The sequence below is a fragment of the Roseivivax sp. THAF197b genome (assembly GCF_009363255.1).
Classification (GTDB): domain Bacteria; phylum Pseudomonadota; class Alphaproteobacteria; order Rhodobacterales; family Rhodobacteraceae; genus Roseivivax.
Window position 1 is genome coordinate 1 of record NZ_CP045320.1, and the last position, 16,662, is coordinate 16,662.

A 16,662-nucleotide genomic window follows, 5' to 3' on the forward strand; every position below is an offset into this window, starting at 1 on the left:
ATGGATAATACCTTTGTTCATGAGGATCTCAACGCGGTGATCCGCCAGCATTCGGAATGGCTGGCCAACCAGTTGCATTCGCAACGTGAGAGCTTGTTTCCACCCGATGCCGAGAAGACCATGCGCAAATTCACCTCTGGTGAGGCTGCGGCGCTGCTCGGCGTCAACGACTCCTACCTTCGCAAACTCAACCTAGATGGCAAAGGGCCTTCTCCCGAGCTGACCGCCGGCAACCGTCGTCTTTACTCGGCGCAGGATATCCAGGCGCTGCGTGTGCTCCTTGAAAAAACCGCTCGAAAGCCGGGCGATTACGTTCCCGGACGACGAGAAGGTGATCATCTTCAGGTCATCGGCGTGATGAATTTCAAGGGCGGCTCCGGAAAAACAACAACCTCTGCCCATCTCGCCCAACGGCTTGCCCTGCGCGGATATCGTGTGCTGGGCATTGATCTTGACCCACAAGCTTCTTTCACCGCGCTGCACGGCGTTCAGCCGGAATTGGACCTCGAAAATGGCGGAACGCTCTACGATGCGATCCGCTATGAAGACCCGGAGCCAATCCGGCAAGTCATTCGCAAGACCTATATCCCCAATCTCGACCTCATCCCCGGTAATCTCGAACTGATGGAGTTTGAGCACGATACCCCTCGTGCCTTGGCGCAGGGCAATGCCGGGTTGTTCTTCTTCCGCGTGAAGGAAGCGCTGGCTCAGGTGGATGAGGACTACGACGTCGTTGTCATCGACTGCCCACCGCAGCTGGGGTTCCTGACGATGTCCGCACTTTCCGCGGCGACCGGTGTATTGGTGACGATTCACCCCGAAATGCTCGATGTGATGTCCATGTCGCAATTCCTGCGCATGACCGCCGACCTTATGGACGTGATCGCGGAAAGCGGCGCCGACATGTCTCATGACTGGATGCGCTACGTATTGACCCGCTACGAGCCGCAGGACGCACCGCAGAACCGGATCGTGGCATTCCTGCGAACGATGTACGGGGAAGCCGTTCTGAATTCGCCTATGTTGAAGTCCACTGCAATCTCCGATGCTGGCCTGACCAAGCAGACGCTCTACGAAGTGGAACGCAGTGCGTTCACCCGTTCCACCTATGACCGCGCGATCGAGAGCCTGAACACGCTGAATGACGAGATCGCCGAGCTGATCCAGAAAACCTGGGGGCGCACATGACCAGCGGCAAGAAGAAGCGCATGTCCATGCTGGACAGTCTCGCGGCAGCCGGGGCGCCCTCCCCTGCCCCGCAGGCTAATGCAGTGACACCGATGATGACCTCGAACCGCGCCCTTCGCTCCGCCCGCGACGCGGTAGATGCCCATCACGTCTGGGAACTGGACCCGGCGAGCATCGAGGACGGGCGCATGGCTGACAGGCTCGACCCGGCCGATGTGCTGGACCTGCGCGATGCGATCGAGGCGAACGGTCAGACCGTCCCGATCCTCGTGCGCCGTGCGCCAGGCGATGCCGACCGATACCTCCTAGTCTATGGGCGCAGGCGGCTGGAGGCGATCCGTCAGTCAGACAAGGTCACCAAGGTACGTGCGCTGGTCGCCAACCTGGACGACGACAGCGCCCTACGTGCCCAGATTTCCGAGAACATGGCTCGGCGTGATTTGTCCTTTATTGAAAAGGCCCTGTTCGCGCAGGAACTTGTGTCTTCCGGCTTTGGAAATCAATCTCAGGTTGCAGAAATTCTTACCGTCACGAAGTCTTCCATATCCATGGCGATCGCGATCGTGGATATGGTCGGGCCGGATCTGGTGCGCGCCATCGGTGCCGCGCATGGCATTGGCCGGCCCCGGTGGGAATCCCTTGGTCGGGCCATCGACGAGAATGGTCTGGACCGGGAGGACCTGATCCGGATCGCGAAAGAAGCACACGTTAGGGCCGGGGGCTCCGTGGTTGTGGATAACGCCAGACCCGCCGATGACCCGTCCGTCGAGGCGTTCGAAGCGGTGACCAAGCTCGTGACGAAGGCGGTCAAGCCAGCCAAGCCCCCCTCCCCTGCCCGGCCCTCCAGCGTTCCGTTGAAGATCGGTGGCAAGCGTGGCGGCACGGTGAAACGCACCACCAAGGGCCTTTCGGTCGAGTTGGTCGGCGGAGATTTCGCCGATTGGTTTGAGACGCAAGTACATGACATGATTGAAGAACTTCACGAGCGTTGGAAGCAGCGTTCGGAAGACTGAGGAAGAGCAGAAACCAACGAAGGAGGCACGAAAAGGCAAAAGAAAAGGTCCCGCAAAGCGACCACTCCACGAGACCCTAACTTGTTTCTAGCACCTTCAAGGTAGTGTCCGGAGCCGTTTTCCGCAAGTCCAAAGTGATTCGCGGACCTGGATATTTTTGTCTTCGTGAATGATAAAATGGACTACACGCCTGTAACGCCGTTCCGGCGAACGATAGATGCTGCCATCCTGAAACATCAGGCAGCGATCCAGGAAGACCTGCCCCCGACCGGCGCTAACAAGTGGGAGGTCTTGAGGGAGCTCGCTGCCGCTCGAGTCGCGTTCGGCTTGTCCGATCGGGATCTGACAGTGCTTCAGGCACTGGTCAGTTTTCACCAAGCGACGATCCTCGGAGGGAATGACAGCGAGTTGATCGTACATCCGTCCAACAAGGCGATTTGCGAGCGCTTGAACGGCATGCCCTGCTCCACAATGCGGCGGCACCTCTCCAACCTCGTACAGACCGGTTTTGTCGTCCGCCGCGACAGCCCCAACGGCAAGCGCTATGCGCGCCGCTATGGGGACGAAAAGGTTGCGTTCGGGTTCGATCTCTCGCCGCTCGTGTTGCGCTTTCAGGAGGTCTGCGAGGCCGCCGAAGCCGTTCGGGCTGCAGAGGAACGTTACAAGCGCCTTCGCGCCACCGTAAGCCTAATGCGGCGCGACTTGGCAGGTCTGGCAGAGTACGGCAGCTCGCTGCGCCCGGATTTGGGCCTTTGGGATCAATTCTCCGACCTTGCCGTCCTGACGGCCCGAGATCTTCGTAGAAAGCTCGAGATAGCGGATCTCAAGCAGATCGAAAAAGCTTTGAGTGCGGCTTTGGACCAGGCGCGAGACCTTCTTGGGGATGGCAATACAGAAAATATGAGCACCAATGATGCTGTTTCTGAGCAGCACTATCAGAATTCAAATAAAGACCTTTATGATCTTGAACCTCGCTTAGAAAAAGCGCGGGATCCGGGCAATGCGCTTGAACGAGCAGACGCTGGAGTACGTGTAGATCGTCGTGAGGATGAAGGAGACCCCCCCCAAGAACCTGAAGACCAACTCATGCCGAATATCCCTCTTGGACTTGTTCTCGCATCTTGCCAGGAATTCAAATCATATGTTGAACAGCCTGTGCGCCATTGGCACGACTTGGTCAGGGTCGCTGATATCGTCAGGCCCATGATGGGAATCTCTCCGTCCGCTTGGGATGAGGCCAAACGCTACATGGGTCCCGAAGAAGCGTCTGTCGTCGTTGTTGCGATGCTTGAACGGTTCGGGGATATCCGATCCCCGGGTGGGTATTTGAGATCCTTGTCAGCCAAGGCGGCTATCGGGGAATTCTCTTGCGGGCCGATGATCATGGCGCTGATGCGTCGGGATGCTGCATGAGGAGTTCACAGTTGTGAACCGGGCTGATGTTTCTTCCTTGTCCGCCAAGTTCACAGCTGTGAACTTTCTCCCTGCATGGCCAGAGTCCGAACAGCTGGCGATCCAGCCGATAGCAGTATGTCTTCCTTACCCGTCACTCAGGCAGGTCACCATCGCCAAACAGGTTAGGGAAAAGACGTTCCCGGTAGTCCAATGGGAAAGCCAACCGCACCGGCGTCTTCGGAGACGCAGAGGTCAGGTATCCGGCGGCGGTGAGTTGGCGGAGCGTATTGCGTGCCGTGCGCTCGGAAGTCTTGAGCACGACCTGGGCATCGCCCCGATCCAAAGCACCATGCCGAAGAACGGCCGAAATCAATTCGGGTGCGCGTTTGTCATCGATGGTATCCGCAACAAGACGACGATAGCGCTGGTCCAGTCCGCCGAGGTCGAACAGCTTTGCAGAGAACGTGATCTGGTCGAGCGTCACTTTCAGGAACCATTCGCTGAACGTTTTCAATGCCGCCTCTGAAAGATTGCCGCGCCCGTCCCGATCTCCTCTTCGGGGACTATCCGCGAGATCCATCATCCGTTTGTACTCGCCCCGATCCGTCAGCCCGCGGGCCAGCCCACGCGATACGGACCAGAGCCCTTGGCCGCCGATCCCGGCAGTGAGGGCCATAGCATGAGACATCAGCCTGCTGACGCGCCCGTTGCCGTCCGGGAAAGGGTGGATGTAGTTCAGCCGGTGATGTGCCGACGCGATCGCGATGATCCGTCCGCTCGAAGACCGCGCTGCAATTTGAAACCGTTTGTCAAAATGATCCATGAACGCCGCAACGCGCGACGATGAAGGAGGTAGGTGGCGCCCGACCGCAACTTCCCGATCGTCATCTTGGCGCATGCGTCCCGGAACGATGGGCTCTTGTGTGCCGTCGGGATGTTCGATGACCCGAAACTCGTCAGGCATCTCGTCGTAGAAGCTCTTATGGACCCAAGTCAGGAATTCGACAGATGTGGGGCGGGGCAGGGTGCCCTTGCGATGCATCTCGTCGATGGCCCGTTGAACGATGACGTGCGCCCGAGCCTCAAGGGCGAGGGGACGGGTTTCCTCTTCAAGCTCGGCGCCAGCCAGCGCCCTTTCGATGTCGCGGGGGCGTGTGTTGTGTCCTTCGATCAGGTTGGAGTAGTAGCAGTTCATCACGCGGACGAGATCGGCAAGCTCGGCTGCGCTGTCAGGATGCAACCCTTGTCCCAGCTTGGTGGCTTCCCTCTGGATGTCGACCGAAAGGTCTGCCAATTCTGTAGGAATATGCTCCTCGAAGAAGCAGGGTTCGATTCTGGCGGGTGTTTCCAGCATTTTTGCCGATCTTCTATGTTTGCAAAGCAATTGAAAAATATACACATTTTGGGTTTAGAGGCAAGGTTTTGCCGATATGCGTTGCCGATCTTGCCTGCCGATCTGAATTTGCTGTTCCAAATCAAGGGTTTCTGGACACGGCCCGGTATTGAGCCGTTTGGTGAGCACCCGTTGGCTATTGAAAAGGACAGGGTCCGTACCCGGGAAAAGTGAAAGTGTCCTTCGGGTTTTGTGACTGACGGATGAGGGCCTTTGGGGTCCCTCAGATGGGTCCGGGCCGGGTTCCGGTCTGTTTTTCCGGATGAAGGGCATTCCCATGCAAACAGGTGTCTTGCGCGTGTTGCGCGCGACCGCTGCCTCTTGGTGGCGGCATAGAGAGCTGCGCCGAGCCGGTCAGACAGGGCTGGCACGGAAGCTCGAGCGGAAAGCCGTTCTCCGCGATCTCGGCTATCTCAGGCAGGCGGCGTCATTGCCAAACGCGCATGTGATCTGCGGGGAGGGTGGGACATTCCTCCATCTCGGTTGGACCACCGTGTCGACCTTCGCGCCGATCGAGCGCTTTCCCTTGGCCGCTCTAGCGGTCGCACGAGGCACGCCGTTCATCGATATCCGACCCGTCACCGATGGCATCGCCTTCGCGAACCTGCCTCGTGTGACACGAGACGGATCGGTCGACCCTGACCCTTGCGGTCCTGGCCGGGCTGTCTCGCTGACCACCTACATCGACATGGTCGAAAAGCTCGGCGCGCGGATCACCAACAATCCACGGCCCCGTCAGTCAGCCTGATCACCATTCCCTCTCACCAACACTCGAAAGGAGGCCAGCCATGGCCCGATCCCGCACGCCCAAATTTGATGCCTCCGAGGTCATCACGAACGAAATCATCCGCATCATCGAACGCGGCGTGCTGCCGTGGCGCAAGCCCTGGACCGCAGGTGGCAGCTCTCGCCCCCTGCGCGTGGGCGGTGAGCCCTACCAAGGGGTCAACAACTTCCTGCTGACCATGCGCACCGTCATGGCGGGCCATAGCTCGCCCTTCTGGATGACGCTGCCGCAGGCCAATGCGTTGGACGCGAAGGTGCGCAAGGGCGAGAAGTCCTCTGTCGTCGTCTATTACGGCCAAAGCCGGAAAGACGCCGGCGGCGAGGATGACCACGGGGAGAGGGATGATCGCTCTGAGGAGGCCCGCATCTTCCGCTTCCAGAAATCCTACCGCGTCTTCAATGCCTGCCAGATCGAGGGCTTGCCCGACAGCTTCTACCCTGACCCGGAGCCCGTGCCCGAGCATCCGGCGTCCGAGCCCATCCCGCACATGCAGGCGTTTTTCGATGCCATCGACATCACGACCGTCTTCACTGGCACGGAAGCGTACTATCTGCCACCCGTGGACAAGGTCTACATGCCGTCGATCACTCGGTTCCACGATCCGCGCAATTTCTACGGGGTTTGGGCGCATGAGCTGGCCCATGCCACGAAAGCCCCGCATCGGCTGAACCGCGATTTCGGGCTCTCGAAGTTCGGCAATACCTCTTACGCGCGCGAGGAGATCGTGGCCGAGCTGGCCTCCGTGTTCCTGGGTCAGACGCTCGGCTTCACGGCCCATACGCTCGAGATGAATGCCGCATACCTGCACAACTGGTTGCGCGTTCTTCGGTCGGACAAGGGTGCGATCTTCAAGCACACCGCCGATGCGCAGCGGGCCTGCGACTATCTGATCGCCAGATCGGAGGCGGGCAGGGCAGGGCAGAGCGCCGAGGCCGCCTGACCACAGACAGAACGGAGACGCCCATGTCACGCAAGGAACCCAAGACCCTGCGGGTGGCCTGCTTTGAAGATGGCCACCGCAAGATCATCACCTTCAAGCACGGTGCCTATTGGTGGAGCGCGTCCGAGGGCGCCTATCCACTCTCGGCAGCGCTCGAGACCATCAAGGAACAGGGCGGCTGGGTCGAAACCATCCCCAACCCGAATTACCGACCCAAGGGGCTGTTCGGGTAGGGCACCTTCTCCTTTGGTCCTGCCGCCAGGCGGAAAAGAAAAAGCGGGCTTTGGGAGTGGTGTTTCAACTTCGCAAAGGAGAGCCCCATGACCATCACTGCACAGCCACAGACAGACTGTCCGGATCCGAGTGTGATCGCAGCGCAGAACGACGCGTTTCGCAAGCTCGCGTGCCTCGGCGTGCCGCCCGCGCAGCCAATCCAGGGCCGGATGCATGTCACCCGCTCGCTCATGGAGGCCGGTGACGGCTTCATGGCCGAGGCGGTGAAAGCCACCGGGGAATTCGACACCTTCGAGCCGGAGAATGACCCGGAAGGCTGGCATGATTTCGGGTCGGTCACGGTCCGCGGCGAGACCGTGTTCTGGAAAATCGATCTGTATGAAGCGGATTCCGACTTTCGCTACGGGGCCGAGACCCCGGACAACCCCACGACCACCATGCGCGAGCTGACCATCATGATGGCGCGCGACTGGTAGAAGGGCAGGGGACTCCTCCCCGACATCTCAGGCAATGAAGGCCCACTGACCCCTCAAAGGGAGAGTGGGCCTTTTGTCCTTTTGATCCCCGAAGCCGGGGATTGGTCACGCGCGTGAAGGCGCGGGCCGCTCCAAACCCACCGAAAAGGAAACCCCATGACCACAAGCCTCAAACCCGTCTCCGTCGCCATCGGCGACCTTGTCGCCCATCCCGCCAACGTGCGCAGCAACTCGCCGGAAACCTACCACCCCGAGAACATCGCCCATTTGAAAGCCAGCATCGCTGTACTGGGCCTCCTGCAGCCGCTCCTGGTCCAGAAGATCGACGGCAAATATGCCGTGCTCGCAGGCGGTCGCCGCCATGCCGCCCTGAAGGAACTGGTCGCGGACAAGGCCGCGAAAGGCTTCACGGCGAAGACCAAGATCGACTGCCGCCTTGTGCCGGACGATTGCGATGTCACCACAGCCCTGTCGCTCGCCGAGAACATCACCCAGGCGCCGATGAACGCAATCGACGAGTTCGAGGCCTTCGCGCGGATGATGGAGATCGACGGCCAGACGCCTGAGACCATCGCAAAGACTTTCGGCACGACCGTTGCCGCCGTGAAAGGCCGGTTGCGCTACGGGCTGATCCACCCCGACATCCGGGCCGCGGCCCGGGCCAAGACGATCACGCTCGACACGATGAAGGCTTTCGCTGAGCACCCGAGCCAGGAGGTGCAGAATGAGGTCTTCGAGGCGCTCACCAAGGAAGACAGCTACCTGCAGGCCTATACGGTCCGCCAGGCGCTCAAATCCCGTGGGGTGCAGGTCAGTGACGATATCGGGGCCTTCGTGCGTGAGGACTATGAGGCCCGCGGCGGAGCGATCGCAGCCGATCTGCTGGAAGAGCATTCCGTGTTGGAGGATGCGGCGCTGGTCGAGACCATCCTGCTCGAGAAACTCGGGGCTGTCGCTGAGCAGGCCCGCGCAAAACTGGGCTTTGCCTGGGCCGATGCGATGGTCCGGTATGATTACGCGACCATGGCCGACTACGGCCGGGTCTATCCCGGCCCGATCGAGCCGGATGAGACCGCCCAGAAGCGCATCGACGAGATCACCGCCGAGCTTGAGAAACTGCAGCTCGAGATGGAGGATGAGGGGCTCGAAGACGACGCGTACAATGCGCTCTACGACCGGGTGGACGCTCTGGAAGTGGAAGCCCGCGATCTGCAGGAGGCCTACAGCGCCGAGGATCTCGCCCGCGCCGGTGTGATCGCGTCCTGGTCGAACGGGCAGGTAACGCTCCATATCGGCCTCGTCCGCCCCGAGGACATCGTGAAAGAAGAGGGCGCGCCCAGTTCCTCGACTAACACCACCGGAGAGGAGGCCCCCGACGCTGGCGAAATCACCTATCCGGCCTCGCTGGCAGAGGACCTCAAGACCGAGCGGGCCATGGCGCTCGGGGCGGCGATGGCGCTGCATCCCGAGGCCACGCTCGATCTGGCGCTCTTCAAGCTGGTGAGCGACGTTCTGGGCAGCGGCATGAGCGTCACGCAGGCGATCAAGTTCGAGGCCCGCAAGGAATACCGCAGCCATGCCAAAATGGACGAGATCAACGAGACTTCGCTTGAGCAGGTGGCGGCGGCGCATGATGCGCTGGACCTGTCGTGGCTCGATGCCACCCGGTCCCCTGCCGATCAGTTCGCGGCGTTTCGCGCGCTGGACGCCGGCGAGAAGGCCAAGCTCGTGGCCTATGCGACCGCCAGCACGACGCAGTCCTGTTTCGCGCGGGACCGGCAGCGTGACAGCCTGATGCATGAGTTCGAGATCGAGATCATGCCCGACATTCGCGCGCATTGGACGCCGAACGCGGCGCTCTTCAACCGCTTCAAGAAGGCTTGGCTCCTGAAAATCCTCGGCGAGGATCTGGGCCTCGCTCAGGAGGCGGTAACGTTGGCCTCGTCAAGCAAGAAGGAGATCGTCGCCTTCTGCGACAAGCTCTTCGCCGAACCCTTCGCCACCCTCACCGACGCGCAGCGCGCTGCTGTGGCCGCCTGGTGCCCGCCGATGATGCAGACCAACGGTGTCGCCGTTGATGAGGCGGAGACCACTGCGGAAACCCCGGAGCCTGACAGCGAGATCGCGCAAGCGGCCTGAGTCCTCACGCGACCCGCGCAAGCCCTTTCGCCTGCGCGGGTCTATCTTCTCATACCCAACGGAAAGACATCCCCATGGCTATTCTCAAGTTCTCTGCCTCCGCTGTCGCAGCGCAGATCGCCCATGCGCGCGCCTGCAAAACCTTCCTGCCCAACTGGAACGGGCCCGTGGACAGGCCGGCCCTGATCCTCATCGTCGGCTACGGCGTGCATCTGCGCTCGAACGGCATCGACGGCACAACCACCCGCATCGTCACGACCGAGCAGGCCGATCCGTCCTTCGCCTTTGCCGACGGCATGAACCCGTTTCGCGACACCGACTGGATGGCGCAGCGCCGCATGGCGTTTCGCGATCTGACCGGCCAGTTCTACACCGACATTCTCGACGATGTGCAGGTGCTGATCGACCGGGGGCAGGGGGCGATCCGGCTCGCCACCGATGGCCACAGCATCCGCGTCTTCGTGCGCCGGGCCTCGGACTATCTGATCGGCGGGACCTACGAGGTGCCCTCAGGCCTCGGCGGTACCTTCCGGGTCATCCTCAAGGATGCCTGCGACACCTTCGCGATCGTGCAGAACTGTGGCAATTCGGCGTTTTGGGAATACGAAGATGATGATGCAGCACCAATGTCCCGAGAGCGCGCAGCGCGGCAGGGTATTGGTGCTTCAACTCATTCCCACAAACGCTGCGAGGATTTCGACGCCATGCAGCCCTATCGCGTGCCGCTCGATGCGCTAATGGAAATCGATGACCGGAGGGCGGCGTAATGGGTTGGCTCTTCTACACCGATCGCCGCGTCAAAACCTACGCGGACGAGAAAGCGGAGATTGCCCGGCTTTGTACCTTCGAAGGCGACACGCGCAAAACCGAACTGGTCAAGGCCTGTAAGGTTGGCTCCACCTGGTATGCAGCGGCTAGGGTTACCTATCGCGACGGCACCCCTGTCGAGGACGCGACCTATGTCACCGATCCGGATGGCTCCATCACTTTCGGAGCGGTCTTCCTCACCCGATACGATGACGGCTGCTGGGGCTACAAGGATATGGAGGAAAGTGCTGGCCCGAACGAGTCGCGCGCGCCCCTTGGGCTGATCGAGCTTCTCTCCAACCTGAAAGACGAAGGCAGCTACGCCCATGGCTGGCGCCAGCGCTGCCGGGATTGGGCGTCGATCCCGGACTATGAGGAAGGCGACAAGATCAGGCTCGCCACCCCTGTGACACTCACCGATGGCAGCACATGCCAGATCGTCACCGCGACCCACTACAGGCGCGGGCGGCAAAAACGCCGCTGCTACCGCATCGAGGAAACCGGCGGGCTCATGCGGCTCTCAAGGGCCTCGCTTGTGGGCTCGGAACTGCTCAGCTCAGCGAAGAGTGAAGCCAGTCCGGTGCTCGCCGAGTTTATGGCGGGGCGGGGGAACTGAGCGATAGGACCGCTATTCACGTGCGGTCCATGACTGCCTGCTCCGCGCCCAAAAGGTGTAGAGCAGGCTTTTTGTCCTTTGGAACTCAGACCCTGATCCAAAGGAAATCCCCATGACCCAGCCCAAACCGGCAAGCCCGGCTCTCTCAACCTCCGACGGTCATCTCGCCTCTGCGCTGGCGCAAGTCGGCGCGGAGATCGACCACCAGCCCCTACGCAGCTCAGCGCTCGCGCGCATGATGCGCGAGGCGTTTCATGGCAGCGATGCCGGGGGCGCCTGGGACTGGCGCATGGCCTATGACGTGATGCAGGCCGCTGCCATCCGAGTGCTGCTGCGTGGGGACGGCGCGGCAGGTGACATTGCCGCTGCGAAACTCCTCGCGTCCCGGCTCCTGACGGAAACCCGCCGGTCGGAACAGCAGATCCGGCTGCAGCAGTTTTCCACGCCACTGCCATTTGCGGCGCTGGTCTTGCGGGCGGCTGCGGTCCGCAAGGGCGAGACTGTGCTCGAACCATCCGCCGGCACCGGTGCCCTGGCCGCGTTCGCTGCCAGGGCCGGTGCCACGTTACTGCTCAACGAGATCGACCCCTTTCGCCAGAGCCTCCTGCGCGCGGTCTTCGGCGGCGAGGTGACGGGCCATGACGGGGAGCATATTGACGATCTGCTACAGACGCTGGTTCTGCCCGACGTCGTGGTGATGAACCCGCCCTTCGCCTCCTCGGTCGATCGCTCCCGCGACAAGCACATCGCCGCCAAACATCTCATCGCCGCTGCCAAGCGCCTAGCACCCGGTGGGCGGATGGTGGCGATCATGCCGCAGGGGTTCGCGCCCGAACGCGATGCTGCGCATTGGTCACGCGCCTGCGGTCTCATGACGCCGCGATTGGTGTTGACGATGCCGGGGCAGGTCTACCGCAAGCTCGGCACCTCGGTCGAAACCCAGCTCATGGTCTTCGACAAGGTGCAGAAAGACGGCGAGATGATCCGCGCCACGGTTCAGCACCTGGATGAAGCCCTTCCTTTTGTCGACGCCGTGGCCGCAACCCGGCCCGAGGCGCGCCCCGTACAACAGGCGGCGGCGATCCCTTGCGGGCGGCCGACTGTTCCCTCATCTGCCCCGCGGAAGACCGCCGGTGCGCCTTTCGCCGTCACCAAACCCCAAGCGAATGCCGTCCGCCCGCTCAGCTTCACAAGCTTTCAGACCCCGCGCGACAACAGGCCCGTCTCGGACATCTATGCGCGCTACCGCCCACAGCGGATCGAGATCGCAGGCGCGCAGGAACATCCCACGCCCTTGGTCGAAAGCATCGCCATGGCTTCCGTGGCGCCGCCCGTGCCCTCTGGCGCGGCCAGTGCGGAATTGCGCCTGCCCGCCAAGCTGATCGAGGAGGGACATCTCTCCGAGGCGCAACTCGAGACCATCATCATGGCCAATGATGCCCACGGGCGTGACCTCCCGGGGCGCTTCACCATCGACGAGGACCAAACCAAACTGACGCGCGCCGACGATGACCCGGAGGCACAGGCCTATCGCCTCGGCTATTTCCTCGGCGACGGCACCGGCTGCGGCAAGGGGCGCGAATGCGCGGGGCTCATCCTCGTGAACTGGCTGGCCGGGCGCAGGAAGGCGATCTGGGTCTCCAAATCCGCCACGCTCATCGAGGACGCGATCCGCGACTTGACCGATCTTGGAGGCTCGCCCGCCGACATTCAGCCGCTCTCCAAATGGAAACCGGACCAGCCCATCCCCATGGGCGACGGTATCCTCTTCGTCACCTACGCCACGCTGCGCTCGGCCGGCAAATGCGGCACCACGCGGCTGAGCCAGATCCTCGACTGGATGGGTGAAGACTTCGAATGCGTCCTCGCTTTCGATGAAGCCCATGCCATGCAGAACGCCGCAGGGTCCGAGCAGGGCAGGGGGGGCAAACCCTCCCAGCAGGGTCTTGCCGGCCTCCGGCTGCAATTGGCAGCACCCCGTGCACGCGTCTTCTACGTTTCAGCAACGGGAGCCACGAGCGTGCACAACCTCGCCTATGCCGCACGTCTCGGGCTCTGGGGGCAGGGACCCGAATACCCCTTCCCGAGCCGCGAGAGTTTCGTCTCGGCAATGGAGGCGGGTGGTGTCGCCGCCATGGAGGTGGTCGCACGCGATCTCAAGACGCTCGGTCTCTACACGGCCCGCGCCCTCAGCTTCGATGGCGTGGAATATGATGTGCTCGAACACGCGCTGACCCCGGCTCAGATCGAGATCTACGACGCCTATGCAGGTGCGTTTCGGACGATCCACCACAATCTCGAGGCGGCACTGACCGCGACTGGCGTCAACGATGCCTCGGGGGAGACCAATGCCTCGGCCGCACGCGCCTCGGCCAAGTCCCGGTTTGAAAGCACCAAGCAGCGCTTCTTCAACCACCTCCTTATGGGCATGAAAGCCCCGACCATCATCCGCGCCATCGCGGACGACCTGGCAGCGGGCCACGCTTGCGTCATCCAGGTGGTCTCGACAGGTGAGAGCCTGCTGAAACGCCGGCTTGAAACGATGGACCCCGACGACGAGCTCGTCGAGGGGGCCTTGACGCCGCGCGACTATGTTCTGGGCTACCTCGAACAAGCCTTTCCGATCAACGCGCAAAAGCTCGTGGAGATCGACGGCAACATGGTCGCGGAACCCTTGCGGGATGAGGCCGGCGCGCTGGTCGTCTCGCGCGAAGCGCTCGCTTTGCGTGACGCGGCCATGATGGAGTTGATTACGCTGGCGCCGATCCCCTCGGCGCTCGATCAGATCCTCTGGGCCTTTGGCGACGAGGCCGTCGCTGAAGTCACGGGGCGGTCCATCCGGCCCCTCAAGGCCGAGGATGGTCATCTCTTCATCGAGAAGCGCAGCGCCAGCAGTAATTCGTCGGAGACCCAAGCCTTCATGGACGGCGAAAAGGAAATCCTGATCTTCTCCGATGCGGGCGGTACGGGCCGGTCCTACCATGCGGCGCAAACGGCGAAGAACCAGAAGCGGCGGCGGCACTATCTGCTGGAGCCCGGCTGGCGTGCGGATGCGGCCATCCAGGGGCTCGGCCGCACGCATCGCTCGGCCCAGGTCAGCGCGCCCTTCTTCCGGGTCTGCACCTCCGATGTGCATGGCGATAAACGCTTCACCTCGACGATTGCCAAACGCCTCGACCAGCTGGGGGCCTTGACGAAGGGCCAGCGCGAGACCGGCTCGCAAGGCATGTTCCGCGAGGAGGACAATCTCGAAAGCCCGATCGCGCGGGCGGCTTTGCGTGGGTATTTCGCCGATCTTGCTGCCGGGCGGGCCGAGGCGATGAGCTACGAGCGCTTCACCGACTGGACCGCGCTGCGGCTGATCGACAAGGGCGGTGTGCTGCTCGAAGAGCTTCCCCCGATCCAGCGGTTTCTGAATCGGGTGTTGGCGCTGCCCATCCACATGCAGAACTCGCTCTTTGCCGAGTTCATGCGCCGGATCGCTGATCAGACTGAGCGGGCGCGCGCGGCGGGCACGCTCGATCTCGGCGTGGAAACCCTGCGCGGCGAAAGGATCGAACAGGTTTCCACCGAAGACCTCTGGACCTGCCCGAAATCCGGCGCGGTGACGCGGATCATCGGGCTCGAGGTCACCGACCCAGTCCATGTGCTGTCGGCGGATGACGCCCTGTCGCGCAATCCCGACAAGCTCCCCATGGTCAACCGCGCGTCTGGCCGCGCGGCGCTCATCTCGGCGCGGCCCATGCAGATGTATGACGAAGATATCGTCACACTCATGCGCAAGGCCGTGCGGCCCAACGGGTCGAGCTATCTGGAGGAAACGCGGTTCGAGTCCTCGGCCTGGGAAGAGATCGGCAAGCCCGAGTTCGTACGGCTTTGGGATGAAGAGGCTGCGTCCCTGCCGAAAACCACCACGACCAAGCTCTACCTGCTGACCGGGCTGCTGTTGCCGATCTGGAAGGACATTCCGACCACGAATGAACGCATCTACAGGGTCACGCCTGACGGGGCGACGGCCATGATCGGGCGCACGTTGAGCGAAGAAGGGGCGGCCACGCTCCGCGCCCGCTTCCTTGTCTCCAACCCGCAAACGCCGCAAGAGATGCTGACTGCCGCTCTCGGCACCACCACCGCGCCGGTCGATCTGGGCCGGGGTCTCACGCTGACCCGTCGCCGGGTTGCAGGCGAGATGCGCCTCGAGCTCTCTGGTGCGGATCGGGGCATGATCGAGGGTCTCAAGTCCATGGGGTGTTTCACCGAGATCATCGCCTTCCAGCTGCGGGTGTTCCTGCCGCATGGGGACGGGGTCGATACATTGTGCATCCTCTCCCGGATTGTTGGAACCGGCCCAGACGCCACGCGGGACGTAACTTCAGTGGCAGCATAATAGGCGAGGGGACGATCATGACACTCGAAGAGATCAAAGCCGCCATCGATGCAAATCAGACCGTGCACTGGGCCAACACCGGCTACCGCGTGCACAAGGACAGCCTCGGCCAATACCTGATTACGTTTGAGCCGAACGGTAACACCATCGGGCTGACCGACCGGAGCGAGCTGCGGCTGAACGGGGATGAGGCAGAGTTCTTCATCGCGGAATCGGAGGAGGGCGACGAGAAGAGCCAAGACAGCCATCTGAGGCCAGACGGGCAGGGGAGGGGCGTCGTACACGGCGGGGAAGTGGCACAACCACTCAGGAGGCAGCGCTGAACTGAAGGTTGGGAAGAAAGGAAAGCGAGCTTTCTGATTTGTGATCCCAGGAGGGGTCGAAAAAGCAATCCCGGTTGCGCTGGCAAGAACGTCAGGCACTGGCCAATCCAAGAAGGAACTATCCCATGTTCGCAGGAACCCTCACCCGCAACGACGAGACCGCAGCCGCCGAGTACACCGGCATGATCCACTCGTCACGCTTTGACATCGCCATCCAGCTTGAGGCACGGGCCAAGATGTCCGCACGCAGCCCGGATTACGACGTGACAGCAATCAACAAGTCGGGCCGCAAGGTCCGCATCGGCACGGCCTGGAACGAAACCGGCAATATCAGCGGCAACCCCTACATCTCGATGCAGATCGATGTCGGCCTCGGCCCGTTCCGCGTCAACGCGGTGCAGACGAAAGAAGCGCGCGCGGCCCAGAGCGGCGAATTCGAGATCATCCCGCTGGTCTCGAACGGCCTGATGAAATCCGGCTCGATCTCGGGCGAGCTCACCGCCATGGACGCTGACAACGCCTTCACCGGCTACATCGCCAATATGATGTTCGATCTGGAGTTCATGCTGATCGAGAACAGCTACAAGACTGAGGAGACCCACCCCGACTACCGGATCGAGGTCAGCTCGCCTCGGGGCACGCCGATCCGCTTCGGTTCGGCCTGGATGGCGAAAAGCAGCCGCACGGGCAATGACTACCTGTCGCTGCTGATCAACACGCCCGATGGCGACCTGCGCGTAAACGCAGTGCAGAACGAAGAGCAGCGCGGTGGGCAGACCTTCTCGATCATCCCGTTCATCGACAGCGGTGAGCAGCTGCAGGACGCAGGCGCGGGGCTGTCGCTGGTCGCCTGACTACAGCAAGAGGCCTGAACAACCGAGCAGCAAGGGGAGCCGTGGTTACACGGTTCCCCTTTGTCTTCGTCGGTATGTTTGTGGGCAGCCCGACACATGACCGTCGTGAG

Annotated in this window: 14 protein-coding genes; 13 read left to right on the forward strand and 1 reads right to left on the reverse strand. The window is 62.0% G+C overall.

What is annotated here, in order from left to right:
* The 3 genes from repA (at position 1) to repC (ending at position 3,614) form a co-directional block, all read left to right on the forward strand.
* Complete coding sequence (gene repA / locus FIV09_RS19230) at positions 1 to 1,188, forward strand: plasmid partitioning protein RepA (protein WP_036563057.1); 1,188 nt, start codon at positions 1 to 3, stop codon at positions 1,186 to 1,188.
* Positions 1,185 to 2,201 carry a plasmid partitioning protein RepB gene (repB, locus tag FIV09_RS19235; RefSeq protein ID WP_152453176.1) on the forward strand — a complete coding sequence of 339 codons (1,017 nt, stop codon included), beginning with the start codon at positions 1,185 to 1,187 and terminating at the stop codon, positions 2,199 to 2,201. The genes repA and repB overlap by 4 nt, the downstream gene beginning before the upstream one ends.
* 177 nt (positions 2,202 to 2,378) lie before the next feature.
* Positions 2,379 to 3,614, forward strand: a complete 1,236-nt coding sequence (repC, locus tag FIV09_RS19240; protein WP_152453179.1) for a plasmid replication protein RepC — start codon at positions 2,379 to 2,381, stop codon at positions 3,612 to 3,614.
* Positions 3,615 to 3,747: 133 nt separating this feature from the next.
* On the opposite strand, the gene FIV09_RS19245 is transcribed toward repC, so the two are convergent.
* A complete protein-coding gene (locus FIV09_RS19245; RefSeq protein ID WP_152453181.1) occupies positions 3,748 to 4,950 on the reverse strand; it encodes a Fic family protein in 1,203 nt (400 codons plus the stop codon).
* 301 nt (positions 4,951 to 5,251) lie between these two features.
* Between FIV09_RS19245 and FIV09_RS19250 the strand changes: the two genes are divergently transcribed.
* From FIV09_RS19250 to FIV09_RS19295, 10 genes are all read left to right on the forward strand, one after another.
* Complete coding sequence (locus FIV09_RS19250; RefSeq protein ID WP_152453183.1) at positions 5,252 to 5,737, forward strand: hypothetical protein; 486 nt, start codon at positions 5,252 to 5,254, stop codon at positions 5,735 to 5,737.
* A 40-nt stretch (positions 5,738 to 5,777) separates the two neighbouring features.
* On the forward strand, positions 5,778 to 6,716 hold the full coding sequence (locus tag FIV09_RS19255) for an ArdC family protein (protein WP_152453185.1): 939 nt from the start codon (positions 5,778 to 5,780) through the stop codon (positions 6,714 to 6,716).
* A 23-nt stretch (positions 6,717 to 6,739) separates the two neighbouring features.
* Positions 6,740 to 6,949, forward strand: a complete 210-nt coding sequence (locus FIV09_RS19260; RefSeq protein ID WP_133358547.1) for a DUF6330 family protein — start codon at positions 6,740 to 6,742, stop codon at positions 6,947 to 6,949.
* An 87-nt stretch (positions 6,950 to 7,036) separates the two neighbouring features.
* Positions 7,037 to 7,426: a DUF3768 domain-containing protein gene (locus FIV09_RS19265; RefSeq protein WP_152453186.1), complete on the forward strand. Its 390-nt coding sequence runs from the start codon at positions 7,037 to 7,039 to the stop codon at positions 7,424 to 7,426.
* A 156-nt stretch (positions 7,427 to 7,582) separates the two neighbouring features.
* Complete coding sequence (locus FIV09_RS19270; protein WP_152453188.1) at positions 7,583 to 9,565, forward strand: ParB/RepB/Spo0J family partition protein; 1,983 nt, start codon at positions 7,583 to 7,585, stop codon at positions 9,563 to 9,565.
* Between the two features lie 74 nt (positions 9,566 to 9,639).
* Complete coding sequence (locus FIV09_RS19275; RefSeq protein ID WP_152453190.1) at positions 9,640 to 10,332, forward strand: regulator; 693 nt, start codon at positions 9,640 to 9,642, stop codon at positions 10,330 to 10,332.
* Positions 10,332 to 10,988, forward strand: a complete 657-nt coding sequence (locus FIV09_RS19280) for a hypothetical protein (RefSeq protein WP_152453192.1) — start codon at positions 10,332 to 10,334, stop codon at positions 10,986 to 10,988. Before FIV09_RS19275 ends, FIV09_RS19280 begins: the two co-directional genes overlap by 1 nt.
* 112 nt (positions 10,989 to 11,100) lie before the next feature.
* Positions 11,101 to 15,375, forward strand: coding sequence for a strawberry notch family protein (locus FIV09_RS19285; protein WP_152453194.1), 4,275 nt, complete (start codon positions 11,101 to 11,103; stop codon positions 15,373 to 15,375).
* 17 nt (positions 15,376 to 15,392) lie between these two features.
* Entirely contained in the window at positions 15,393 to 15,698 is a 306-nt protein-coding gene (locus FIV09_RS19290) for a hypothetical protein (RefSeq protein ID WP_152453196.1), read from the forward strand.
* Positions 15,699 to 15,823: 125 nt separating this feature from the next.
* Positions 15,824 to 16,552, forward strand: coding sequence for a DUF736 family protein (locus FIV09_RS19295; RefSeq protein ID WP_152453198.1), 729 nt, complete (start codon positions 15,824 to 15,826; stop codon positions 16,550 to 16,552).
* The last annotated feature ends 110 nt before the right edge of the window (positions 16,553 to 16,662 follow it).